At 71.1% G+C, this 22,759-nt stretch carries 16 protein-coding genes; 9 read left to right on the top strand and 7 right to left on the bottom strand.

The window, feature by feature from the left end:
- Positions 1-34 precede the first annotated feature (34 nt).
- From OG819_RS04305 to OG819_RS04295, 3 genes are all read left to right on the top strand, one after another.
- Positions 35-838, top strand: coding sequence for a lysophospholipid acyltransferase family protein (locus OG819_RS04305; RefSeq protein WP_266648093.1), 804 nt, complete (start codon positions 35-37; stop codon positions 836-838).
- Positions 835-1,845, top strand: a complete 1,011-nt coding sequence (locus OG819_RS04300; protein ID WP_266648092.1) for an NAD(P)H-dependent glycerol-3-phosphate dehydrogenase — start codon at positions 835-837, stop codon at positions 1,843-1,845. The genes OG819_RS04305 and OG819_RS04300 overlap by 4 nt, the downstream gene beginning before the upstream one ends.
- Positions 1,846-1,985: 140 nt before the next feature.
- Entirely contained in the window at positions 1,986-3,143 is a 1,158-nt protein-coding gene (locus OG819_RS04295) for a D-alanine--D-alanine ligase family protein (RefSeq protein ID WP_266648090.1), read from the top strand.
- A gap of 57 nt (positions 3,144-3,200) precedes the next feature.
- Here the strand turns inward: OG819_RS04295 and OG819_RS04290 are convergent, their stop codons facing one another.
- Positions 3,201-3,695: a DUF3515 domain-containing protein gene (locus tag OG819_RS04290; protein WP_266648088.1), complete on the bottom strand. Its 495-nt coding sequence runs from the start codon at positions 3,693-3,695 to the stop codon at positions 3,201-3,203.
- 20 nt (positions 3,696-3,715) lie between these two features.
- Positions 3,716-3,949, bottom strand: a complete 234-nt coding sequence (locus tag OG819_RS04285; RefSeq protein ID WP_059131736.1) for an Lrp/AsnC family transcriptional regulator — start codon at positions 3,947-3,949, stop codon at positions 3,716-3,718.
- 206 nt (positions 3,950-4,155) lie between these two features.
- Here OG819_RS04285 and OG819_RS04280 point away from each other — a divergent pair, with 206 nt between their 5' ends.
- Positions 4,156-5,121: a thiamine-phosphate kinase gene (locus tag OG819_RS04280; RefSeq protein WP_054235392.1), complete on the top strand. Its 966-nt coding sequence runs from the start codon at positions 4,156-4,158 to the stop codon at positions 5,119-5,121.
- 12 nt (positions 5,122-5,133) lie between these two features.
- On the opposite strand, the gene OG819_RS04275 is transcribed toward OG819_RS04280, so the two are convergent.
- From OG819_RS04275 to rpmB, 3 genes are all read right to left on the bottom strand, one after another.
- Positions 5,134-6,366 (bottom strand): FAD-dependent monooxygenase, encoded by a 1,233-nt coding sequence (locus OG819_RS04275; protein ID WP_266648086.1) that lies wholly within the window; start codon positions 6,364-6,366, stop codon positions 5,134-5,136.
- A gap of 68 nt (positions 6,367-6,434) precedes the next feature.
- Positions 6,435-9,548, bottom strand: a complete 3,114-nt coding sequence (locus OG819_RS04270) for a BTAD domain-containing putative transcriptional regulator (protein WP_266648084.1) — start codon at positions 9,546-9,548, stop codon at positions 6,435-6,437.
- Between the two features lie 130 nt (positions 9,549-9,678).
- Complete coding sequence (gene rpmB, locus OG819_RS04265) at positions 9,679-9,864, bottom strand: 50S ribosomal protein L28 (RefSeq protein WP_003993230.1); 186 nt, start codon at positions 9,862-9,864, stop codon at positions 9,679-9,681.
- A 260-nt stretch (positions 9,865-10,124) separates the two neighbouring features.
- On the opposite strand from rpmB, the gene OG819_RS04260 reads away from it, so the two are divergent.
- Positions 10,125-11,900 carry a DAK2 domain-containing protein gene (locus tag OG819_RS04260; protein WP_266648082.1) on the top strand — a complete coding sequence of 592 codons (1,776 nt, stop codon included), beginning with the start codon at positions 10,125-10,127 and terminating at the stop codon, positions 11,898-11,900.
- A gap of 272 nt (positions 11,901-12,172) precedes the next feature.
- Here OG819_RS04260 and OG819_RS04255 read toward each other — a convergent pair whose 3' ends face one another.
- Together OG819_RS04255 and OG819_RS04250 are read right to left on the bottom strand one after the other, a co-directional pair.
- Positions 12,173-15,202 carry a tetratricopeptide repeat protein gene (locus OG819_RS04255; protein ID WP_266648080.1) on the bottom strand — a complete coding sequence of 1,010 codons (3,030 nt, stop codon included), beginning with the start codon at positions 15,200-15,202 and terminating at the stop codon, positions 12,173-12,175.
- Positions 15,199-17,037, bottom strand: a complete 1,839-nt coding sequence (locus tag OG819_RS04250) for an HSP90 family protein (protein WP_266629017.1) — start codon at positions 17,035-17,037, stop codon at positions 15,199-15,201. The genes OG819_RS04255 and OG819_RS04250 overlap by 4 nt, the downstream gene beginning before the upstream one ends.
- 166 nt (positions 17,038-17,203) lie before the next feature.
- Between OG819_RS04250 and OG819_RS04245 the strand changes: the two genes are divergently transcribed.
- From OG819_RS04245 to OG819_RS04230, 4 genes are all read left to right on the top strand, one after another.
- Positions 17,204-20,443, top strand: a complete 3,240-nt coding sequence (locus tag OG819_RS04245; protein ID WP_266648078.1) for a helicase-related protein — start codon at positions 17,204-17,206, stop codon at positions 20,441-20,443.
- Between the two features lie 39 nt (positions 20,444-20,482).
- Complete coding sequence (rsmD, locus tag OG819_RS04240) at positions 20,483-21,070, top strand: 16S rRNA (guanine(966)-N(2))-methyltransferase RsmD (protein ID WP_266629021.1); 588 nt, start codon at positions 20,483-20,485, stop codon at positions 21,068-21,070.
- A gap of 26 nt (positions 21,071-21,096) precedes the next feature.
- Positions 21,097-21,576, top strand: a complete 480-nt coding sequence (gene coaD / locus OG819_RS04235) for a pantetheine-phosphate adenylyltransferase (RefSeq protein ID WP_180362364.1) — start codon at positions 21,097-21,099, stop codon at positions 21,574-21,576.
- Between the two features lie 99 nt (positions 21,577-21,675).
- Positions 21,676-22,749: an ATP synthase F0 subunit B gene (locus tag OG819_RS04230; protein WP_266629022.1), complete on the top strand. Its 1,074-nt coding sequence runs from the start codon at positions 21,676-21,678 to the stop codon at positions 22,747-22,749.
- The last annotated feature ends 10 nt before the right edge of the window (positions 22,750-22,759 follow it).

Below are 22,759 nucleotides of genomic sequence, written 5' to 3'. Positions count from 1 at the left end.
GCGGCCCCCCAGGCCCTAAGAGGAAGGTGCCCGCGTGCCCCGCCGCAGAATCGGCTTCTGGTACCGCTTCGCAGCGGTTCTCTGTAAACCGCCACTGGTGGTTCTGATCAAGCGGGACTGGCGCGGAATGGAGAACATTCCGGCTGAGGGCGGATTTATCACGGCGGTGAACCACAATTCGCATGTGGACCCGTTCGCGTATGCCCACTATCAGTACAACACCGGGCGTGTTCCGCGTTTCCTGGCCAAGGCCGGGCTTTTCAGGAAGGGATTCGTGGGGGCCGCGATGCGCGGCACCGGACAGATCCCCGTCTACCGCGAGAGCACCGACGCGCTGAGCGCGTTCCGGGCCGCGATCGACGCCGTGGAGCGCGGCGAGTGCGTCGCGTTCTACCCCGAGGGCACCCTCACCCGTGACCCCGACGGCTGGCCGATGACCGGCAAGACCGGTGCCGCCCGGGTCGCCCTGCAGACCAAGTGCCCGGTGATCCCGGTCGCCCAGTGGGGCGCCAACGAACTGCTGCCGCCGTACGCCAAGAAGCCGAACCTCCTTCCCCGCAAGACCCACCACGTTCTCGCGGGCCCCCCGGTCGACCTGTCGCGCTTCTACGACAGGGAGATGAGCCCGGACCTCCTGAAGGAGGCCACCGAGGTCATCATGGCCGCCGTCACCGCGCAGCTTGAGCAGATCCGCGGCGAAAAGGCCCCTGAGACGCCCTACGACCCGCGCCAGGTGCGGATCGAACAGCGCAGGCGTACCAGGGCCCAGGAGCGGGCTCAGGAGCGGGTACAGGCCCAGCAGGCACCGGCACAGCAGGAAGAGGGGCAGAGCACGTGAGCAAGCCGGTCAAGGCGGCCGTCTTCGGGACCGGATCGTGGGGTACGGCCTTCGGCATGGTGCTCGCCGACGCGGGGTGCGAGGTCACCCTGTGCGCGCGGCGCGCCGAGCTCGCCGAGGCGGTCAACTCCACGCATACGAACCCGGACTACCTGCCGGGCGTCGAACTTCCCGAGAACCTGCGGGCGACGACCGACGCCGCCGAGGCCGCGCGTGACGCCGACTTCACCGTGCTCGCCGTGCCCTCGCAGACCCTGCGCGGGAACCTCGCCGAGTGGACGCCGCTGCTGGAGCCGGACACGGTCCTGGTCTCTCTCATGAAGGGCGTCGAACTCGGTTCCGCGATGCGGATGAGCGAGGTGATCGAGGACGTCGCCAAGGTCGGCGCCGACCGTATCGCCGTGGTCACCGGCCCCAACCTGGCCCGTGAGATCGCCGCCCGGATGCCGGCCGCCGGTGTGGTCGCCTGCACCTCGGAAGTGGTCGCCCAGCGTCTCCAGGCCGCCTGCCACGCCCCGTACTTCCGCCCGTACACCAACACCGACGTGGTGGGCTGCGAACTGGGCGGCGCGGTCAAGAACGTGATCGGCCTCGCCGTCGGCATCGCGGACGGCATGGGCCTGGGCGACAACACCAAGGGCTCGCTGATCACACGCGGACTCGCCGAGACCACCCGCCTCGGTCTCGCCATGGGCGCCGACCCGTTGACCTTCTCCGGACTCGCGGGCCTGGGCGACCTGGTGGCCACCTGCTCCTCGCCGCTGTCGCGCAACCACACCTTCGGCACCAACCTCGGCAGGGGCATGACCCTCCAGGAGACCATCGCGGTCACCAAGCAGACGGCCGAGGGCGTCAAGTCCTGTGAGTCCGTGCTGGATCTGGCCCGCAGGCACGGCGTCGACATGCCCATCACCGAGACGGTCGTCGGCATCGTCCACGAGGGCAAGTCGCCGGTCGTCGCGGTCAAGGAGCTGATGGGGCGCAGCGCCAAGCCCGAGCGCCGCTGAGGATCCACGTCGCGCCGCCGCCGGAAATCAACGCTCCGCAACGGCTTGTACGACGCTGAGCGACCACCCGTGCGACGTTGGACAACGGCCGCCGTGGGGCGCTGACCGAGCGCCGTACCAACGGGTACTCTCAACGCGATATGAGCACCGAGAACCTCCCCCAGAGCCCTGAGCAGCCGCCTCGCAAGCCGCGTGTGGCCGTTGTCTTCGGCGGCCGCAGCTCCGAACACGGGATCTCCGTGGTCACGGCCGGCGCCGTCCTGCGCGCCATCGACCGGACGAAGTACGACGTCCTGCCGATCGGCATCACCCGTGACGGCCGTTGGGCGCTCACCGCCGATGAACCGGACCGCATGGCCATCGTCGACCGGCGCCAGCCGGACGTGGAGCAGCTCGCCGAGTCGAACGAGGGCGGCGTGATCCTCCCCGTCGATCCGGCCAACCGCGAAGTCGTCTACAGCGAGCCCGGATCGGTCCCCAAGGCGCTGGGCGAGGTCGACGTCGTCTTCCCCATGCTGCACGGCCCCTACGGCGAGGACGGCACCCTCCAGGGCCTCCTGGAGCTCTCCGGAGTCCCGTACGTCGGTGCGGGCGTGCTCGCCTCGGCCGTCGGCCAGGACAAGGAGTACATGAAGCGGGTGTTCACCTCCTTCGGGCTGCCCGTCGGCCCGTACGAGGTGATCCGGCCCCGCGAGTGGCAGCGCGACGAGTCCGCCGCCCGCAAGAAGATCATCGACTTCGCGGGGGAGCACGGCTGGCCGCTGTTCATCAAGCCCGCGCGCGCGGGCTCATCGATCGGCATCACCAAGGTCGACTCCCTCGAAGGCCTCGACGAGGCGATCGAGGAGGCGCAGCGCCACGACCCGAAGATCATCGTGGAGGCGTTGCTGCGTGGCCGCGAGATCGAGTGCGGGGTTCTGGAGTTCGAGGACGGTCCGCGCGCGAGCGTGCCCGCCGAGATCCCGCCCGTGCAGTCGCACGCGTACTACGACTTCGAGGCGAAGTACATCGACTCGACGCCCGGCCTCGTGCCCGCCCCGCTGACCCCCGAGCAGACCGCGGAGGTCCAGCGGCTCGCGGTCGACGCGTTCGAGGCCGCCTCCTGCGAGGGCCTGGTGCGCGCGGACTTCTTCCTCACCGAGGACGGCGAGTTCGTGATCAACGAGATCAACACCATGCCGGGCTTCACGCCCATCTCCATGTACCCGCAGATGTGGCAGGCGAGCGGCGTGGCCTACCCGGAGCTGGTGGACCGCCTGATCCAGGCGGCGCTGCGCCGCTCGACGGGGCTGCGCTAGAGCTGCGGCACCGGGGCTCCGCTCCAGGGCACGCGCCTCCGGGCGCGCGCGTGTACGTCAGTCGGCGATCCCTTCGGGGATCGCCTTCTTGATGGGTGCGGCCAGGTCGACGAGCGAACCCGACCCGTCCCGTTGGACCCACTTCGTCGGCACGCTGACCTCGACGTACGCCCGGCGCAGACCCGAGGTGAAGCGGTACGACCCGTCGCCCTGGTTCTCCATGAGCCAGCCGACACCGTTCACCTCGCCGCTGAGCGCGTTCTCATCGCTCATCTTCGCGGGCCGTTCGACGCCGCAGCGCAGTATGATCGCCGGGCTTCCCCAGCCCGCGGTCAGCGCGGACCGGGGCTCGGGATCGTTCCGGTCGAGGCCGTCGATCTTCTTCGGCAGCACCTTGTCCAGGTTCTGGCACAGCTCGGTGACCTTCGCGTCCGGGCTGGGAACCACGGCCGATGCGCCGTCGTCTGCTGAGGAGCAGCCCGTGGCGGCCATCAACAGAGCGAGAGCAGGCAGCCCGAAGAGAGCGGTGTGCCGGTGACAAGAGAAGTTCACCGGCCAAGGGTAGACGGGGGCTAGAGGTGCACCACCGGGCAGGTCAAGGTACGGGTGATGCCGTCCACTTGCTGGACTTTCGCGACCACCATGCGGCCGAGTTCGTCGACCGTGTCGGCCTGGGCGCGCACGATCACGTCGTACGGTCCTGTCACGTCCTCGGCCTGGATCACCCCCGGGATCTTGCTGATCGTTTCGGCGACGGTCGACGATTTGCCGACCTCCGTCTGGATCAGGATGTACGCCTGTACCACGGAACCTCCAGGGCGGCCACGAGGATCATGTGGGGAAAAGGAACGCCACGGTATCGCGTCGCCGCTCGCCACGGGGAGACCCGCGGTGGCTGGGGCTTGCGCGCCGGGGTGCACGGACTGCACAAGTTGACGGTCAACTCGACCGTACCGAGTACAGAGACGGCTCGCTACCGGGCACGGGTAGCGGCAGAGGGAGCAGTACGATCATGAAGGGCACCGTGGGCGAGTTGGGGGAGTTCGGGCTCATCAAGGAGCTCACTTCGCGTCTCACCACCACCCCGGCGGTCCGGGTCGGCCCCGGCGACGACGCCGCGGTGGTGGCAGCGCCCGACCGCAGGGTGGTGGCGAGCACCGACATCCTTCTGGAGGGGCGGCACTTCCGCCGCGACTGGTCCACGGCGTACGACGTCGGGCGCAAGGCGGCCGCACAGAACCTCGCGGACATCGCCGCGATGGGCGCCGTACCGACCGCGCTGCTGCTCGGCCTGGTCGTCCCGGCCGAACTCCCGGCCACCTGGCCCTCCGAGATGATGGACGGGCTGCGCGACGAGTGCCAGGTCGCGGGCGCGTCCGTGGTCGGCGGCGATGTCGTACGCGGCGACACCATCATGATCTCGATCACCGCGCTCGGCGATCTGCGCAACCACGAACCGGTCACCCGGGGCGGCGCCCAGCCCGGTGACGTGATCGCCGTGACGGGCTGGCTGGGCTGGTCCGCGGCCGGGCACGCGGTGCTCTCCCGGGGCTTCCGCTCACCGCGCGCCTTCGTCGAGGCCCACCGCCGCCCCGAGCCGCCGTACCACGCGGGTCCCGCCGCCGCCGGGCTCGGTGCGACGGCGATGTGCGACGTGAGTGACGGGCTGATCGCCGACCTGGGGCACATCGCCGAGGCGAGCAAGGTGCGCATCGACATCCGTTCGGGCGCGATCGACATCCCCTCCCAGATGAACGACATCGGCCAGGCCGTCGGCGTCGACCCCATCCAGTGGGTGCTGACCGGCGGGGAGGACCACGCGATCGTTGCGGCCTTCCCGCCGGACGTGAAGCTGCCCGCGCGCTGGAAGGTGATCGGCGAGGTCCTCAACCCCTCGGCGCTGCCCCAGGTCACGGTGGACGGAGCGCCCTGGACCAGCAAGGGCGGCTGGGACCACTTCGGCGACATCGAGTCGTAGCCGCCCACCCCGTCAGGCGGGGTATGCGCGGAGTTTGATGCCGGTGGCCGCCTTCTCGGTGAGCTTCTTGAAGAAGCCTGCCAGGAGGCGGGAGCTGAGCAGCCGGTACGCGCGGTCCCGGCTGCGGATGCGCCGTTCGGTCGGCGGCGCGAAGAACGGCCCCGCGTTGCCCGAGATCTTCTGGCAGCCCTTGGCGAAGTCCCGTACGCGGGTCTCGTACTCGGCGAAGGCGGTGCGGTGGTCGCCGCCCGCGAGGGCCAGCTCGCCGGCCAGGACGTACGCCCCGACGATCGCCACCCCGGTGCCCATGCCGCCCATCGTGGCCCCGTATCCGGCGTCCCCGAGCAGCACCACGCGGCCCTGGGTGAGCCGGTCGACATGGATCTGGGCGATCGCGTCGAAGTACAGGTCGTCGGCCCGCTCCAGAGCCTTGAGGATCCCCGGGGTCTGCCAGCCCATCCCCGCGAACCGCTCCGCCAGGATCCGCTTCTGCGCGGCCACGTCACGGCGGTCGAACTCCAGCTCCTCGGACCGGAAGACGAGCAGCGCGCCCGCCCGGTCCGGATCGCCGTCGTAGTTGCCGACGACCACCGCCCGTCCCGGTTCGCTGTACAGCTGCCCGGTGCGGTCGAGGCCCAGGTCGTTGGGGACTCCGAAGGCCGCCACGTAGTGGTCGAGGAAGCGCAGGTAGCGGGACTCCTCACCGAAGACGAGGCGCCGGGTGAGGGAGTGCAGTCCGTCGGCGCCCACGACGAGGTCGAAGCGACGCGGGGCGCCGCGCTCGAAGGTCACGTCGATGCCTTCCGGGGTCTCGACGAGGGTGGCGATCGAGTCCCCGAAGACGTACTCCACCTTGTCCTTGGTGCGTTCGTACATGATCCGCGCCAGCTCGCCGCGGAAGATCTCCACGTCGCCGCTCATCAGCTCGGGCGGCAGGTCCACGCGCGGGGTGCCGTCGGCGTCGACGACGGTCTGCCGGCCCATGTGGGTCTGATGGGCGTGGATCTCGTCCCAGATGCCCATGGCGGTCAGGACGGTCCGGTGGACGTGCCCCCGGAAGTCGACCGCGAATCCGCCGGCGCGCAGGTCGGGTGCCTTCTCGACGACGGTGACGCGGGCGCCGTACCGGATCAGGTTGAGGGCGACGGCGGGGCCCGCGACGCTGGCGCCGGAGACGAGGACGTGAAGGTGGGCGAGCTTTCGCGCCGGGTCGTCCGCCATGTTCTGTGTCGTGTTCGTTGTCATGGCCAGGAGCTTCGCGGGAGGCGCTGACCGTGCTCCTACCGTTCGCTGACCGTGTTCCCGGCCGTTGGTCAGCGCGGCTCCTGACTGTGGTGAGAGCCGTCGGTGAGTGCCGCCGCCCCGAGGGCGCGCCCCTGCTCAAAGGCCTTTTCGTACGCTTCGGGGGGCAGCTTTTCGCGGATGTTCCGCTCGATGCGTACGGCTTCGGGGTCGCCCAGCGGCGCGGCCCCGCGCAGACCGACGGCGGCGCCCAGCAGGACGGCGGCGCGCTCGGGGGAGCCGGCGAGGAACGCCAACGCCTCCGCGGACTCGGCGAGTTCCAGCACGCAGGGACTCTCGACGGCGAGGTCGGTGGCCTGGCGGGCGTAGTCGCGAGCCTCGTCGAGGCGCCCCTCCGCGGCGGCCGAGCGGCCCAGACCGATGAGGATGCGCACGGTCTCGCCGACGCTGAACCAGTTGGCCGCGCAGGACTCCAGGGCGCTCTCGTAGTGCACACGCGCGTGGCGGGTGTCTCCCGCGAGCCGAGCGGCGTCGCCCAGGCCCCGCAGGGCACCCGCCACCTTGTCGGCGAGGCCCACGGTGCGGGCAAGGGTCAGCGCCTGGCTGAAGTGCTCCTTCGCCGCGGCCAGTTCCCCCTGGTGCAGCAGCACGGTCGCACGGGCGCGCAGGAGGTCCGAGGTCTCCTCGGGGGCGGCCAACTCCCTGATGTGCGAAAGCCCTTCGTCGAGCAGTTCGAGTGCGCGCCGGTGTTCCCCGCGCGAGTCGGCGAACATACCCAGCGGGTCGAGACAGTTCGCCATGCCCCAGCGGTCCCCGGTCGTGCGAAAACCCCTCAAGGCCTGTGCGAACGACTCCTCGGACGCCGTCGGACGCCCCGCGAACTGCTCCTGGAAGCCTAGGCCGAGATCAAGAAGCGCCCGGCCCCACGTGTTGTTCCCGACCTGTGCCCGCACCCGGTCGTTGGCGTGGGGCCGAGGCCCGCCCGACACCGACCACAGCACCACGGCGAAGGGCAGCCGCAGAGGGCCGGGCAGTCCGGCCAGCAGGGCTTCCACGTGATCCAGACGTTCCTGATCGGCCGGGCCGTCGCCCTCCCCGGAGACCGCGTTGAGCAGGCACAGGACGTACTCCTCGGTGAGACCGGCCGGCGGTTCGGCGCCCACGGCCGCGAGCAGCTCCCGAGCCGAGGACACCTGCCCGCCGTGGAGGCCGCGCAGCCGCCAGAACCAGGAGAGCCCGGCCATCAGCCGCAGGGCGTTCGCGCGATCGGCGCGCACGAGACGGCGCAGCGCCGCGTCCAGGTTGCCGTGCTCGGCGGTCAGCCGGTCCAGCCAGGGCAGCTGGTCGCCGCCGCGCAGGAACGGCTCCGCCCGCTCGGCCAGCCGCAGGAAGTACGCGGCGTGGGCGTCCCGCAGGCGTTCCTGCTCGCTTGCGCGCACGAGGTGCTCGGCGGCGAACGCGCGGATGGTCTGCAGCATCCGATAGCGCCCCTCGGTGACCTCCAGGAACGACTTCTCCGCCAGCGAGGCCAGCAGGTCCTCGGGACACGGCGTCCCGCACACCGCCTCGACCGCCTCGACCGTCGCGCCCCCGGAGAACACGGTCAGCCGTCGTGCCAGCTCCCGCTCCTCCTCGTCCAGCAGCTCCCAGCTCCACTCCACGATGCCACGAAGGGTGCGATGCCGGGGTGTCTTGGTGCGGTCGCCCCGGGACAGCAGCCGGAAGCGGTCGTCCTCGACATGCTCGGTGAGGCGGTCGGCCAGTTCGTCCGGAGTCAGCGTCCGCAGCCGCGCCGCCGCCAGCTCGATCGCCAGCGGCAGCCCGTCCAGGGCGGCGCAGATGTCCGGCACACGCGCGTGCCCCGCGAAACCGGGGCGCACCGCGGCCGCCCGGTCCAGGAAGAGCCGCGCGGCCGGCTCCGCCGACAGCGGCGGCACCGGGCACAGCACCTCGCCGGTGATCCCCAGCGACTCGCGGCTCGTGGCGAGGATCCGCACACCCGGGCAGGCGCCCAGGAGCAGGCCGGCGATCCGTGCCACGTCCTCGACGAGATGCTCGCAGTTGTCCAGGACGAGCAGCAGCTCGCGGTCCTCCAGGGCGGTGAGGAGCCGGTCGGTGGTGTCCCCCGAGGGGGTGCGGAAACCTTCGCGCAGACCGAGGGCGGTGAGCAGGGCGTAGGGGAGCTGGGAGGGGTCGGTGAGAGGGGCGAGCTCGACCAGGCAAACGTTCGCGTAAGCGTGTGCGTAAACGTTTGCGTAAGCGCTTACGCGACTATGTGCGTCGACGTGCGCGTCCGCGTTCGCATGCGCGAGCTCGATCGCCAGACGGGTCTTGCCCGCTCCGCCCGGCCCGGTGAGTGTGATCAGGCGCTCGCGGGCGAGCAGGGCGCCGATGCGCGCGAGTTCGCCGTCGCGTCCGATGAAGCGGGTCAGCTGGGCGGGGAGCCGCCGGTGGGCGGGGCCCGTGTCCTGGAGCAGTTCCAGGTGGAGGGCGGACAGGTCGGACGAGGGGTCGGTGCCCAGCTCCTCGGCCAGGGTGCGCCGCGCCTCCTCGTACACCGTCAGCGCCTCAGCGGCCCGGCCGCTCGCGTGCAGGGCCCGCATCAGCTGTCCGTACAGCCGCTCGCTCAGCGGATGCGCGTCGAGCAGTCCGCGCAGCTCCGGTACGAGTGCGGGGCCGCCGCCGAGCACGAGGTCCGCGTCGACTCGGTCCTGTACGGCGGTGAGCCTCAGCTCTTCGAGACGGGTCACCTGGGCGCGCGCGCTGGGGAGGTCGGCCAGGGCCGGGCCGCGCCACAGGGCGAGCGCCTCCCGGAGTACGGCCTCGGCCCGCGAGTGATCGCCCTGGGCGAGGGCCGCGGCTCCGTCGCGGGCCAGCCGCTCGAAGCGGTGCGCGTCGACGGCGTCGGGGGAGACGGCGATGCGGTAGCCGGTGGGGTCGGCCTCGATCCCTGCGTCAGGACCGAGCCGCCTGCGCAGCCGGGAGACCTGGGACTGGAGGGCGTTGGCGGCTCCGGCCGGCGGCTCGCCACCGTACAGACCGTCGGTCAGCCGCTCCGTGGAGACGGTCCGGCCGGCATCCAGGAGGAGCAGGGTGAGCAGCGCGCGGGGGCGGGGGCCGCCGGGGTCCAGGGGGCTGCCGTCCGTGGTGCGGATCTCGAGGGGTCCCAGGATGCCGAAGCGCATTCGGCAGATTCTGGCAGGTCCGGAAGACGGGCAGCATCAGGGCGACGGCACGAAGACGACAAAAAACCGGCCCACCGTGAGGTGGACCGGTTCTTAAGCGAACCAGCAGTGGCCGCGCGCTAGCGTTACGTCAGCGCGAGACCTTGCCGGCCTTGATGCACGAGGTGCAAGCGTTCACGCGCTTCGGCGTCCCGCCGACCACGGTACGGACGCGCTGGATGTTGGGGTTCCAGCGACGGGACGTACGGCGGTGCGAGTGCGAGATGTTGTTGCCGAAGCCCGGCCCCTTGCCGCAGACGTCGCAGTTGGCAGCCACGGGTCACTCCAAAGACTTCAGATGCTCTTACGGTTGATCCCGGCATGCCGGAATCAAGATCTAGGATCTGAGTGGCGGTGCCAGGGGGAAGACCCGATCGAATCGGGCAACTGGAGCAGCATACAACGACTGCGTCCGGAGAACGAAACTACCATGACTGCCCCCGGGGTCCGCCCCGGCCCTCCTCGGGGCCCACTACCGGCAGTAACGCATTCTGGGTCTACGCTGCGAGCCACGTCCAGAAGCTCAAGGAGGCGCAGGTGCCGCAGGTGCCGCAGACATTGGATGCTCTCGCGGTGCGCACCTGGTGCGGCCTCGCGCTGGAGGCGCTGGGGCGGGCGCGCGAGGAGATCGACGCCATCAATGTCTACCCGGTCGCGGACGGGGACACCGGGACGAATCTGTATCTGACGGTGGAGTCGGCGGCAGCGGCGGTGGAGGCGGTTTTCGCGGGCTACGAGACGGTCGCGGCCGTAGTTCCCACAGGGTCCGCCCCGACTGGGGCCGTTTTCACGGGGGTCACAGGAGTCGATCTGCCCACTCTCGCCGACACCGTGCGGGCGATGGCACACGGGGCGCTGATCGGGGCCCGAGGGAACTCCGGGACGATCCTCGCGCAGCTGCTGCGCGGCATGGCGCAGGTACTCGCCGCCGACGGCGATGCCGATGGTGAGGCCCGTAGTGAGACCCATGGTGGGGCCGCTCACACCGACGGACAGGCCCTCCGGTTGGCCCTCCGACAGGCCGCCGACTCCGCGCGCGAGGCCGTCGCGCACCCCGTGGAGGGCACGGTCCTCACGGTCGCCGCGGCCGCCGCCGAGGCGGCCACCGGCACGGAAGGCGACTGCGGCACGGTCGCGTGCGCGGCGTACGAGGGAGCGCGGGCGGCCCTCGTGGCGACCCCCGGCCAGCTGGCCGTGCTGGAGCGCGCCGGTGTGGTCGACGCGGGTGGGCGAGGGCTGCTGGCGGTGCTGGAGGCGCTGGCGGAGACGTTCACGGGGGAGTCCCCGGGCGCCGGACGGGTGACAGGCGAGATCCACGCGCGCGTGCACGGCACGGACCGTGTGGATGTGGACGGTGCGTGCGTGGACGGGCGGCCGGGCGACGACGGTCCGGCCTTCGAGGTGACCTATCTGCTGGAGGCGGACGACGCGGCCGTGGCGCGGTTGCGGGCCCGGCTCGACCGCCTCGGCGACTCGCTCGTCGTGGTCGGCGGGGACGGGCTGTGGAACGTCCATGTGCACGTGGACGACGCCGGGGCCGCCGTGGAGGCGGGGGTCGAGGCCGGGCGGCCGTACCGGATCAGGATCACGCACTTCGGGCTCGGCGACGCCCATACGGCGGGCGCGGCGGGGCGGCCGCCCCGGGAGCGGGCGCAGCGGGCCGTCGTTGCGGTCGTGCCCGGCGAAGGGCTGGCCGGGCTGTACGCCGAGGCCGGGGCGACCACCGTGCTCGCGCGGCCCGGGGAGCCCCCCGCGAGCGGGGAGCTCGTCGAAGCCGTACGCCGGGCCCACGCCCGCGAGGTGGTGTTGCTGCCCAATGACGCCGACCTGCGTCACACCGCGGCCGCCGCCGCCGAGCAGGCCCGTACGGAAGGCGTCCGGGTCGCGCTGATCCCGACCCGCTCCGCGGTCCAGGGCATCGCCGCGCTCGCCGTCCACGAGTCCGAACGTCGCTTCGACGAGGACGTCGTCGCCATGACCTCGGCGGCGGGCGCCACCCGTTATGCCGAGGTCGCCGTCGCCGAGCGTCAGTCCTGGACCATGGCCGGCATCTGCCAGGCCGGCGACGTCCTCGGGCTCATCGACGGTGATGTCGCCGTGATCGGCTCGGACATTACCGCCACCGCCGAAACCGTCCTCGACCGCATGCTCGCCGCCGGCGGGGAGATGGTGACCCTCGTCCTGGGCGACGAGGCTCCCGAGTCCATCACCGCCCATCTCGAAGTGCGGGTCCGGGAGTCGTACTTGGCCGTGGACACGGTGGTGTACCGGGGCGGACGACAGGGAGCGTTGCTGCTGATCGGGGTGGAGTAGCCGCGGGACGCCGGCTCAGGACCGCGGGTGTGTTCCTCGGCCGCGCGTGTGGGGGCTGATCGCGCAGTTCCCCGCGCCCCTGGGCCGGGGCTGCGCCCCGGATCCCCGCCCGGCCGAGTTGCTTGGCCGACGGTCGGCGGGGGCCGTTCGCGCAGTTCCCCGCGCCCCTTGAGGGGCGCGGGCGCGCATCTTTCAGCCCGTCCGGCGTTTGAGGACGAGGCCGTTCAGGCCGAAGCGGGGGTCTGGGGGCGAGACCTCCCCGCCCCCACCCGTCACTCGTCCCGCTGCTTCTCCATCACGCCCAGCATGTTCTCCGCCTCGGCCCGACGCGCCTCCGCGGTCTCCCCGTCCACCCCCGCATACGCGGAAAGCACCGCACGCGCGCGTGCGGCCGCGGCCGAGGGCCGGAGCAGGTCGGCCTCCAGCCACCCCGCCGCGAGCTCGGCCCCGGTACGCGCGTCGAGGGCGTCGTCTCCGAGGGACGCGAAGACGGAGACGGCCTGTGTGAAGTGGGCCAGCGCCTCCTCCGCGTCGTCCGGAACGGAACGGGCGACGAGGTCACCGAACTGCCGGTGGGTGTGACCGAGTTCGGCGACAAGGCGATGACGGGCCTCCGCGGCATCCGAGCCCTCCACAGCCTCGGCCCCGACGGAGGACGACACCGTCCGAAGCCCCTCCTCGCACTCCCGCACCGCCGCCGACATCAACTCCCGCGCCCCGTCCAGCCCCGAGTCCGTGCGCAACGCGACCCACGCTCGGGCCCGCAGCGAGCGGATCAGACCGTGGACGTTACCGAGGGAACGCCACAGATCACCGGCGCGCGCGTACGCCTGCTCGGCCTGCGCGGGCAGCTCGGCGTGGCCGAGCGCCTCGGCGGCGAGATGGGCGAGCATTGCGTGGTCGCGCTGTTCGGGCCAGTGCTCGGCGATGTCGGCGGCCCGCAACCAGTGTTCGGCCGCCGCACGGTGTTCGCCGAGCTCGGTGAGACAGTCGCCGAGCCACCACCGCGTCTGAACGATCGCACCGTCGCCGTGCATGTCGGCGGTCAGATCGGGCAGCGCCGACTCCAGGATCTCCGCGGCCTCGGCCCACCGCCCCTGACGCAGCAGGAAACCGCCGAGCTGGTGCCGGGCCCAGGCGCCCAGCGTGGGCCCCTCGCCCGCCTCGTCGGCCCAGTGCGCGGCCTCCAGGGCGTGTTCCGCGGCCGGGCCGGACTGCCCGGTGGAGCCGAGGACCTCGGCGAGCTGAAGGTGCAGCTGCGCGTGCCCCATCGGCTCCAGGCGAGGCCCCGCGTGCTCCAGCGCCGCGCGCGCGGCCCGCTCGGCCCCTTCCGCGTCGCCCAGGTGCCCGGCGATCCCGGCGAGCCGGGACTCGTACTCCACGGCGAACCACGGCAACCCCGCCGCCACGAACGCCTCCGCGGCCTGCCCCAGCAGCTCCGCGGCGGCCTCGGCATCCCCGGCGTGCGCCGCGAGCTCTCCGAGCATCGCCCGCGCCTCCGCGGCCCGCGAGGCCATCCGCACGTCCGAGACATGTGGCTCGGCCAGCGTCAGCAGTTCCCGCACGGCCGCCTCCGCAGCGCGCACGACCTCGTCTCCGGCGGCCCCGGAATCGGCCGCCCCGGAAGCCGTCGCCCCCGACTCGTCCTCGCTCGCGTCCTCCTGCACCAACCGCATCAATATCCGCGCCCGCCCCACCAGCACGGACGCCGCCTGGGACACCCCCGTCCCGCCGTCCGCGAGAAGGGCGAGCACGCCCTCGTGCAGCTCCGAGACGGTCGCGAGCGCCTCCTCGGGCCCGCCGGTGAGGGCGAGCACGTACGCGGCGCGGGCACGGGCCGCGAGCGCCTCGCCGGGGTCGCCCGCCTCGGCGTAGAGCTCGGCGGCCTCATGGAAGAGCTCGATGCCCTCGGGACCGCGCTCCATCGCCGCGTGGTCGGCGATCTCCGCGCGGTCGCGGACGTCCAGCTCCCGGCCCTCGGCGGCCCGTGCGACCGTCGCCCAGGCCTCGACGGCGTCCGGGCTCCGGGTCGCGGACAGCCGCCGGGCCTCGGCGAGCAGCGCCGAGAGCGAGGACGGGTCCGAGCCGACACCCGACTCCACGACGGCGGCCGACGATTGCGCCGAAGCCGAAGCCGAAGCCGAAGCCGAAGCCGAGCCCGACCGTGGCACCTGTCGCGCGGACCGGGACCGCACCCCCAACGGCAACCGCTCCACCAACGGCCGCTGGTCTATGCGCCCACGAGCCCGCTCACTGACATACGACGTGCCGTTGCGCGCGTCGAAGAGCGCTGCCAGGGAAAGCGCCTCCCCGCGTGCGTGGACGGCGAGCCCGCTCGCGGTCCAGGTCCGGCCGGCCGGTCCCGGCACCGGCTGATCGCCGAGGCCGAGCTCGGTCACGCGGTCCATGAGGAGGGCCGTCACGGCCATGAAGTCGAGTTTGCTGCGCGGGTCCCCGGAGTCGGTGAAATAGGCGGGGCGCTCCGCGAGCAGTTCCAGGGCGCGCGCCTCGTTTCCGGAGAGCGCGCAGAACTCCACGTGGTCCGCGTACGCGCCGCGCATGCTCTCCATGGGGCGCACCAGCCGGAAGCCCCGCAGATGATGGGCACGGGCCTCGTCCGGACGGCCCAGACGCAGCAGGGGGAGCAGCGAGGACGCCAGGACGGTGTGCGGCTCGTGGGCGCAGGTGTACTCGCCCTCCAGGACCGGCCGCCACAGTTCGAGTGCTTCCTCGTCGGCGTCGCGCTCCGCCTGCCACCACCCCTGGCTGTGCAGTTCGCACGCATGGCAGTCGGCCATGGTGTCCCGGTCGGCGGCCAGCCAGGCGGTGTACGCCCGCTCGGCGCGCGCCAGGTCGCCCACGTGCGCGGCGACGCTGAACTCGGCGCCCCGCACGGCCCGTTCGGAGTGACCGGCGAGCCGGTAGCGGTGCTCCATCTCGCCGAGCCACTTCTCTATGGAGGCGAGCGGGATGTGCGGCTGGTCGAGCATGCCGGCCGACATCCACTTGAAGACCCAGTGCAGGGAGTGTGTCTCGTACTCGTCGAAGTCCTCGGGGCGCTCGTCCCACATGCGCAGCAGGCGCGCGAAGGGGACGAACATCTTGTCCTTCTCGGAGCTGTAGTTGTAGACCTTCAGCTGGTGTCCGAGCGCCTCGATCACGGCGAGCGGGATGTTCAGCTTCTCGGCCTCGACGAGCAGTTGCTCCGAGCGCGCGTTGCGGGCGGGCCCCTCCGGCTGCTCCTGGTTGTCCGCCATCGCCTGGCGCAGGGTGTCGAAGTCCATGCCCATGGCCTGGCTCATCGCAGATCGTCCTTCCCGGGCTCGGTGTGGGTGGCCCACTCCAGGAGGCCGATGAACGCGCGGTTGAGGAGCGCGGAGTCGGCGGGCCGCAGGGGGCGCTGCGCCATGAGGAGGGCCTGTCCGTAGAGGGACTCCGTGGCGGTGCCTATCAGCTCTGGGTCGCGCAGTGAACTGATCCTTCGGATCAGTGGGTTGAGGTGGTTGAGGACCAGGCGGGCGCGGGGCGCGCTGCCGCGCAGCGAGCCGAGAATGCCCGCCCACAGGTCGTCGGCCTGTTCCTCGGCCTCCGCGCGGGCCTGCTCGTGGCGGGCCGCCCGGTCGTCCAGGTGCAGGGCGGGCACGGAGAGCGGGTGGAAGGCGCGCAGCACCACGTCGCAGCCCAGGGGGTCGAGCTTGGCCCGCGCCGCCATCAGGAAGCCCGAGACAGCCAGTTCCTCGGCCGGGTCGACCGTGTCCAGGTGCGCCGTCACGGTGTCGGCGTCCAGCTCCGAGACGACCGCACCCGGGCGCACTGACGGCAGCGCCTCCACCAGCTCGCTGTCGTACGTGTAGCCGCCGTTGATCACTCCGATGCCCTGCGCGGAGGCGATGGGCGCGACCTGCCGGTACTCCTCCACGGTCCGCGTGAAGTGCACCACCGGGTGGCGCAGCGCGAACTCCTCCAGGGACAGCCGTCCGTCGGTCGTCTCGAAGGGCAGCCACGGCAGCATCGTGCGAAGCATCTCGTTGTCGTGCCGCGCCAGGGACTTCACGCCCAGGTGGTGCACCGACAGGAAGGCCGCCAGGCGCTCCGGGTCGCCCGCCGCGAGCCCCGTCAGCCACGACCGGATGCGCTCGCCCAGGGCCTCGCGTACGGTCGCCAGGGTCTCGTCCTCGTACAGCGACTCGCGCGAGGCGGTGGGTCGCAGGCTGTCCGTGTCCAGGACACAGCGCACGAAGAACGCCCAGTCGGGCAGCAGCTGTTCGGCCCGCTCGGTGAGCAGCATGCCCTTCAGGTGCACCCGGTGGCTCGCGCGCTGGGCGGGGCTGACCGCGGACGGCAGGACGTACGCCACGCCACGGACCCCGGCGAGTGGCACGTTCAGGTCGATCGTGTCCAGCGGTGTGAAGCCGAACAGGTCGTGGCAGTGGCGGGCCAGGGCCACCCTGCGGGTGGTGGGGCTCGGGTAGGTGCGGTCCCAGGGCGCTGGGAGGTCCGCGATCGCCTCGTCGCCGATGCGTACGTCGTACGGCAGCAGCGAGCCGAAGTCCCGGGCCAGGGAACGGACCCGGTCCTCGGCGAGCCATTCGCCGGCTCCGGCGCGCGCCACCAGGTGCACGGTGGTCCCCGGTTCGGGACGGGCCTCGTGCGGCAGTGTGCGCACGGTGTACGAGCCGTCGTCGGTCGCGGTCCACTCCACGGGCGCGGCGTCGGGCGTACGCGCGCTGCGGCTGACGACGCGGATGCGTTCGGCGACCACGAAGCAGGCCAGCAACCCGATGCCGAACTGGCCCAGGAAGTCGGAGCGCGCCGCCTGCAGGCCGTCCTCCCGCTTGGAACTGCGGCCGATCGTCGCGAGGAGGCTGTGCACGTCGGACTCGGTGAGCCCGACGCCGGAGTCCTCCACACGCAGGGTGCCGCCCTCGGCGTACAGGCGCACGGCGGCCGGGGCATCCGGCTGCTCGGCCCGCCGGGCGGTGATCGCGTCCACGGCGTTCTGCAGCAGTTCGCGCAGGTAGACCTTGGGACTGGAGTAGAGGTGATGGGAGAGCAGGTCCACCAGACCACGCAGGTCGACCTGGAAGGTGTGAGGTGACTGGGATGCCTGTGATGACTGTGAGGTCTGGGAGTCCATCGTCGCTGCGCCGAGGGTGGGGGGACGTGCGACGGCGCGGGGTCGGGCGGTCCCGGGGGACGGTGACCGCGAAGAGGGCCGGAGCGCGTCATCCTAGGCCCGGAACGAGCCGCCTGACCAGCGGATTTCCAAGACGTATACGGCAATGTCAGTGGTGTGGTGTGCAATGGATCTCGTGCCCGCGCTCGATGAACCACTGAAGAAGGTGCTCGGTCCCCCCACCGCGAAGGTGATGGCCGAGCACCTCGGCCTGCACACCGTCGGCGACCTGCTGCACCACTACCCGCGTAGATACGAGGAGCGCGGGCAGCTCACCCACCTCGCCGACCTGCCCATGGACGAGCACGTCACGGTGGTCGCCCAGGTCGCCGACGCGCGCCTGCACAGTTTCGCCTCGTCGAAGGCACCCCGCGGCAAGGGCCAGCGGCTCGAAGTGACCATCACCGACGGCAGCGGCCGCCTCCAGCTGGTCTTCTTCGGCAACGGGGTGCACAAGCCCCACAAGGACCTGCTGCCCGGCACCCGCGCGATGTTCTCGGGCAAGGTCTCCGTCTTCAACCACCGTCTGCAGCTGGCCCATCCGGCCTACGAGCCGCTGCGCGCCGACAGCGACGACGCCGCCGAGACCGTCGACTCCTGGGCGGGCGCGCTCATCCCGATCTACCCGGCCACCGCCAAGCTGGAGTCCTGGAAGATCGCCAAGTCCGTGCAGACGGTGCTGCTCAGCGCCCAGGAAGCCGTCGACCCGCTGCCGGACTCCCTCCGGGACGGTCGCGGCCTGGTCTCCCTCCCCGAGGCCCTCCTGAAGATCCACCGCCCGCACACCAAGGCGGACATCCACGACGCCCGCGCCCGCCTCAAGTGGGACGAGGCCTTCGTCCTCCAGGTCGCCCTGGCCCGCCGCCGCCACGCCGACGCCCAACTCCCCGCCGTGGCCCGCCTCCCCAAGCCGGACGGACTGCTGACCGCCTTCGACGCCAAGCTGCCCTTCACCCTCACCGAGGGCCAGCAGAAGGTCTCCAAGGAAATCTTCGACGACCTCGCCACCGAGCACCCGATGCACCGGCTGCTCCAGGGGGAGGTCGGCTCCGGGAAGGCTCAACCTCTCGATTCCCTGGTGCTGACCCCGAGCGGATACCGGCCCATGGGCGAGATGACTGTTGGCGACATCGTCGTTGTGCCTTCCGGTGAACTTGCGCCAGTGGACGGAGTCTTCCCGCAAGGCGAGCGCGACGTGTGGCGAATCGTGCTGTCCGACGGCAGCTCTGTCGAGTGCGACGACGAGCACCTGTGGATCGTTGGTACCAGCTGTGCCTGGGACCGAGGGCAGCCGCCCAAGGTGATGTCGACACGGCAGATCAGACTGGATACGCATAAGGCGAATGGATCTTCAAAGTGGTACATCCCGCAGGCTACTCCGGTCGATCTCTGGAGTGACGCCGAGCCGCCGCTGGATCCCTATCTTTTCGGTCTTCTTCTTGGCGACGGATCATTCCGGCACAATCTGCGGCTGTCAACGGTGGACGATGAAATCAGAGAGGCAGTCGATGCCGCGCTAGCCCCTGATTGCACGCTCGTGCCCGTGCCCGGTTCCAGGTGCGACTACACCGTTCATCTGGCAGGGCCCAAGGGCGGAGGGCGAAGGAATCCGGTGATCAGTACCCTTCGCTCACTCGGGCTCTGGGGCGTCACATCGCACGACAAGTTCGTCCCCTCGGAGTTCAAGAACACGACGATCAAGAATCGGTTGTCTCTTCTGCAGGGCCTCATGGACACCGATGGGACTGTCAAGCCCAGCGGCCTCGACGCGTCGTTCTGCTCTGCTTCCAGGCAATTGGCCGAAGATGTCGCCTGGCTGGTGCGGTCCCTCGGCGGCCGGGCGCGGGTAGTGCCAAGGAAGGCGGCTTACACCGTCTCGGTCGCGCTGCCGGACGAGTACGTGCCCTTCAGGCTGTCGCGCAAGGCGGCGTTTATGCGACCGCGACCGAAATACAACACCTTCCGGCGAGGAATCCGGGCCGTGGAGTATGTCGGCAGGAAGCCGGTGCAGTGCATCAGCGTGGCTCATCCTGATCGTGCATATGTGACAGACCACTTCACAGTGACGCACAACACGATGGTCGCCCTGCGCGCCATGCTCGCCGTCGTCGACGCGGGCGGGCAGGCCGCGATGCTCGCGCCCACCGAGGTGCTCGCCCAGCAGCACCACCGGTCGATCACCGAGATGATGGGCGAGCTGGCCGAGGGCGGCATGCTCGGCGGGTCCGAGCACTCCACCAAGGTCGTGCTGCTCACCGGATCCATGGGGGCCGCGGCGCGGCGGCAGGCGCTGCTCGACCTGGTCACCGGTGAGGCCGGGATCGTGATCGGCACGCATGCGCTGATCGAGGACAAGGTGCAGTTCCACGACCTGGGCCTGGTCGTGGTGGACGAGCAGCACCGCTTCGGTGTCGAGCAGCGCGACGCCCTGCGCGGCAAGGGCAAGCAGCCCCCGCACCTTCTGGTGATGACCGCCACGCCCATTCCCCGCACGGTCGCGATGACCGTCTTCGGCGACCTGGAGACCTCGGTCCTCGACCAGCTCCCCGCCGGGCGTTCGCCGATCGCCAGCCATGTCGTCCCGGCCGCCGACAAGCCGCACTTCCTCGCGCGCGCGTGGGAGCGCGTGCGCGAAGAAGTGGAGAACGGCCATCAGGCGTACGTGGTCTGCCCCCGCATCGGCGACGACGTCGATGAACCCGGCGACCCGAAGAAGACCAAGAAGAAGTCCCCCGAGGACGAGGCCGAGAAGCGCCCGCCGCTCGCCGTCCTCGACATCGCCGACCAGCTCGCCAAGGGACCCCTCCAAGGGCTCAGGGTCGAGGTCCTGCACGGCCGTATGCAGCCCGACGACAAGGACGCCGTGATGCGCCGCTTCGCCGCGGGCGAGACGGACGTCCTGGTCGCCACGACGGTGATCGAGGTCGGGGTGAACGTGCCGAACGCCACGGCCATGGTGATCATGGACGCCGACCGGTTCGGCGTGTCCCAGCTGCACCAGCTGCGCGGCCGCGTCGGCCGTGGCTCCGCCGCCGGACTCTGCCTCCTGGTCAGCGAGATGCCGGAGGCGAGCCCGGCCCGCCAGCGGCTGACCGCGGTGGCGTCCACACTCGACGGCTTCGAGCTCTCCCGCATCGACCTCGAACAGCGCCGTGAGGGCGATGTCCTAGGCCAGGCCCAGTCCGGCGTCCGCTCCTCGCTGCGGATGCTCGCCGTCATCGAGGACGAGGAGATCATCGCCGAGGCCCGCGAGGAGGCCGCCGCGGTCGTCGCCGCGGACCCCGAGCTCACCGCCTTCCCCGGCCTGCGTACGGCCCTGGAGGCCCTTCTCGACGAGGAGCGCGAGCAGTACCTCGACAAGGGCTGAGAGACTGGTCCTGACACACTCCGAGCGCAAAGGACCCTCATGACCCGCGTGATCGCCGGCCGGGCCGGCGGACGCCGTCTGGCCGTCCCGCCGGGTACCGGCACCCGCCCCACCTCCGACCGGGCGCGCGAGGGCCTCTTCTCCACCTGGCAGTCCCTGCTCGGCGGCCCGCTGGAGGGCGAGCGCGTCCTCGACCTGTACGCGGGCTCGGGCGCCGTCGGCCTGGAGGCGCTCAGCCGCGGCGCCGGCCACGCCCTCCTCGTCGAGGCCGACGCCCGCGCGGCCCGGATCATCCGCGAAAACGTGAAAACGCTCGGTCTGCCCGGCGCCGAAGTCAGATCGGGCAAAGCGGAGCAGATCATCCAGGCACCGGCGCCGGCGGATCCGTACGACCTGGTCTTCCTCGACCCGCCGTATGCCGTCTCCGACGGCGATCTTCGCGAGATTCTGCTCACACTACGGACGCAGGGCTGGCTCGCGGGCGAAGCGCTCGTCACCGTTGAGCGCAGCACCAGAGGCGGCGAATTCGGCTGGCCGGACGGTTTCGACGCGATCCGGGCCCGTCGTTACGGCGAGGGGACGTTTTGGTACGGTCGCGCCGCCGCTACGTGCGAAGACGCACGATGACCGGACCGGAGAGCGAGGGACCACAGTTGCGCCGCGCCGTCTGTCCGGGGTCATTCGACCCCATCACCAATGGACATCTCGACATCATCGCCCGCGCTTCCAGGCTCTACGACGTCGTGCACGTCGTGGTGATGATCAATCAGTCGAAGCAGGGCCTGTTCACCGTCGACGAGCGGATCGAGCTGATCCGCGAGGTCACCGCCGAGTTCGGCAACGTCCAGGTCGAGGCCTACCACGGGCTCCTTGTCGACTTCTGCAAGCAGCGCGACATCCCCGCCATCGTCAAGGGTCTGCGCGCGGTCAGCGACTTCGACTACGAACTCCAGATGGCCCAGATGAACAACGGCCTCTCGGGCGTCGAGACGCTGTTCATTCCGACCAGCCCCACGTACAGCTTCCTGTCCTCCTCGCTCGTGAAGGAGGTCGCACAGTGGGGCGGCGACATCTCCCACCTGGTGCCGGAGGTGGTCCTGGAGGCGCTCAAGGGGCGGCTCGGAAAGAGCTGAGCGCCTGACAGTGCGTCACCCGGTGTCGGCCGGGGCGGGAGTGGTCGTACAGTCGACCCGTCCGTCTCCATCACAGCTGTAGAGAGTGGCGAGCACACGGTGGACGTGCAGAAGAAGCTCGATGAGATCGTCGCGGCGGTCGGCAGCGCCCGTTCGATGCCCATGTCGGCCTCGTGCGTGGTCAACCGCGCCGAGCTGCTCTCGATGCTCGAAGAGGTGCGCCAGGCGCTGCCCGGCTCCCTCGCGCAGGCCGAGGAGCTGATCGGCGGCCGCGAGCAGATGGTCGAGCAGGCCCGCCAGGAGGCCGAGCGGATCATCGAGTCCGCGCACGCCCAGCGCGGCTCCCTGATCTCCGACACCGAGGTCGCCCGCCGCTCGCAGAACGAGGCGGACCGCATCCTCACCGAGGCCCGCCAGGAGGCCGAGGAGATCCGCGCCGAGGCCGACGACTACGTCGACTCCAAGCTCGCCAACTTCGAGGTCGTCCTCACCAAGACCCTCGGCTCCGTCGGCCGCGGCCGCGAGAAGCTCCTCGGCACCGGTCCCGGCACCGACGAGCAGGGCTACGAGGACGAGGACGCCCCCGAGCGCAGCCACGACCCGGAGACCCTGCGCAAGGACGCCGACACGTACGTGGACGTCAAGCTCGGCGCCTTCGAGGCGGTCCTCGCCAAGACCCTGGAGGCCGTCGGCAAGGGCCGCCAGAAGCTGCACGGCAGGATCGCCAGCGACGATCTGGGCGAGCTGGGCACCTTCGCGGAGGACGGGACTCCCGGCCACCACACCAGCGACGCCGACTACCTGGCCGGTCTCGCCGAGCTCTCGGAGACCCCCGAGCGACCGGCGCAGACCCCTGAGGTGCCGGCCCAGCCGAACTACGGACAGCAGCAGGACGCCTACGCGTACCAGCAGCAGCCCGACCCCTACGGCTATCAGCAGCAGTACGCCCAGCAGGACGCGTACGGCTACCAGCAGGCCGACCCGTACGCCGCCTACCCGCAGCAGCAGGGCTACGACCAGCAGCCGGCGTACGACCAGAGCGGGCAGCAGGCCTACCCGCAGCAGCAGCCGGCGGCTCTGGACCCGATGGCGAACGCCCTGGACGAGACCAGCCTCTTCGACACCACCATGATCAGCGCCGAGCAGCTGCGGGCGTACGAGCAGGGTCGCTGACCCCGGTCGG

Origin of the sequence: Streptomyces sp. NBC_01549, assembly GCF_026339955.1 — a bacterium.
Classification (GTDB): Bacteria; Actinomycetota; Actinomycetes; order Streptomycetales; family Streptomycetaceae; genus Streptomyces.
The sequence above is the reverse complement of the archived record's forward strand: the minus strand, read 5'-3'. Positions and strand labels throughout refer to the sequence as shown.

What these genes read in the sequence shown, in the direction of transcription:
- OG819_RS04250 (WP_266629017.1), bottom strand. Translation starts at nt 17,037, where the DNA reads ATGGACTCCCAGACCTCACAGTCATCACAGGCATCCCAGTCACCTCAC.
- OG819_RS04280 (WP_054235392.1), top strand. Translation starts at nt 4,156, where the DNA reads ATGAAGGGCACCGTGGGCGAGTTGGGGGAGTTCGGGCTCATCAAGGAG.
- rsmD (WP_266629021.1), top strand. Translation starts at nt 20,483, where the DNA reads ATGACCCGCGTGATCGCCGGCCGGGCCGGCGGACGCCGTCTGGCCGTC.
- OG819_RS04255 (WP_266648080.1), bottom strand. Translation starts at nt 15,202, where the DNA reads ATGAGCCAGGCCATGGGCATGGACTTCGACACCCTGCGCCAGGCGATG.
- OG819_RS04275 (WP_266648086.1), bottom strand. Translation starts at nt 6,366, where the DNA reads ATGACAACGAACACGACACAGAACATGGCGGACGACCCGGCGCGAAAG.
- OG819_RS04245 (WP_266648078.1), top strand. Translation starts at nt 17,204, where the DNA reads ATGGATCTCGTGCCCGCGCTCGATGAACCACTGAAGAAGGTGCTCGGT.
- OG819_RS04270 (WP_266648084.1), bottom strand. Translation starts at nt 9,548, where the DNA reads ATGCGCTTCGGCATCCTGGGACCCCTCGAGATCCGCACCACGGACGGC.
- OG819_RS04295 (WP_266648090.1), top strand. Translation starts at nt 1,986, where the DNA reads ATGAGCACCGAGAACCTCCCCCAGAGCCCTGAGCAGCCGCCTCGCAAG.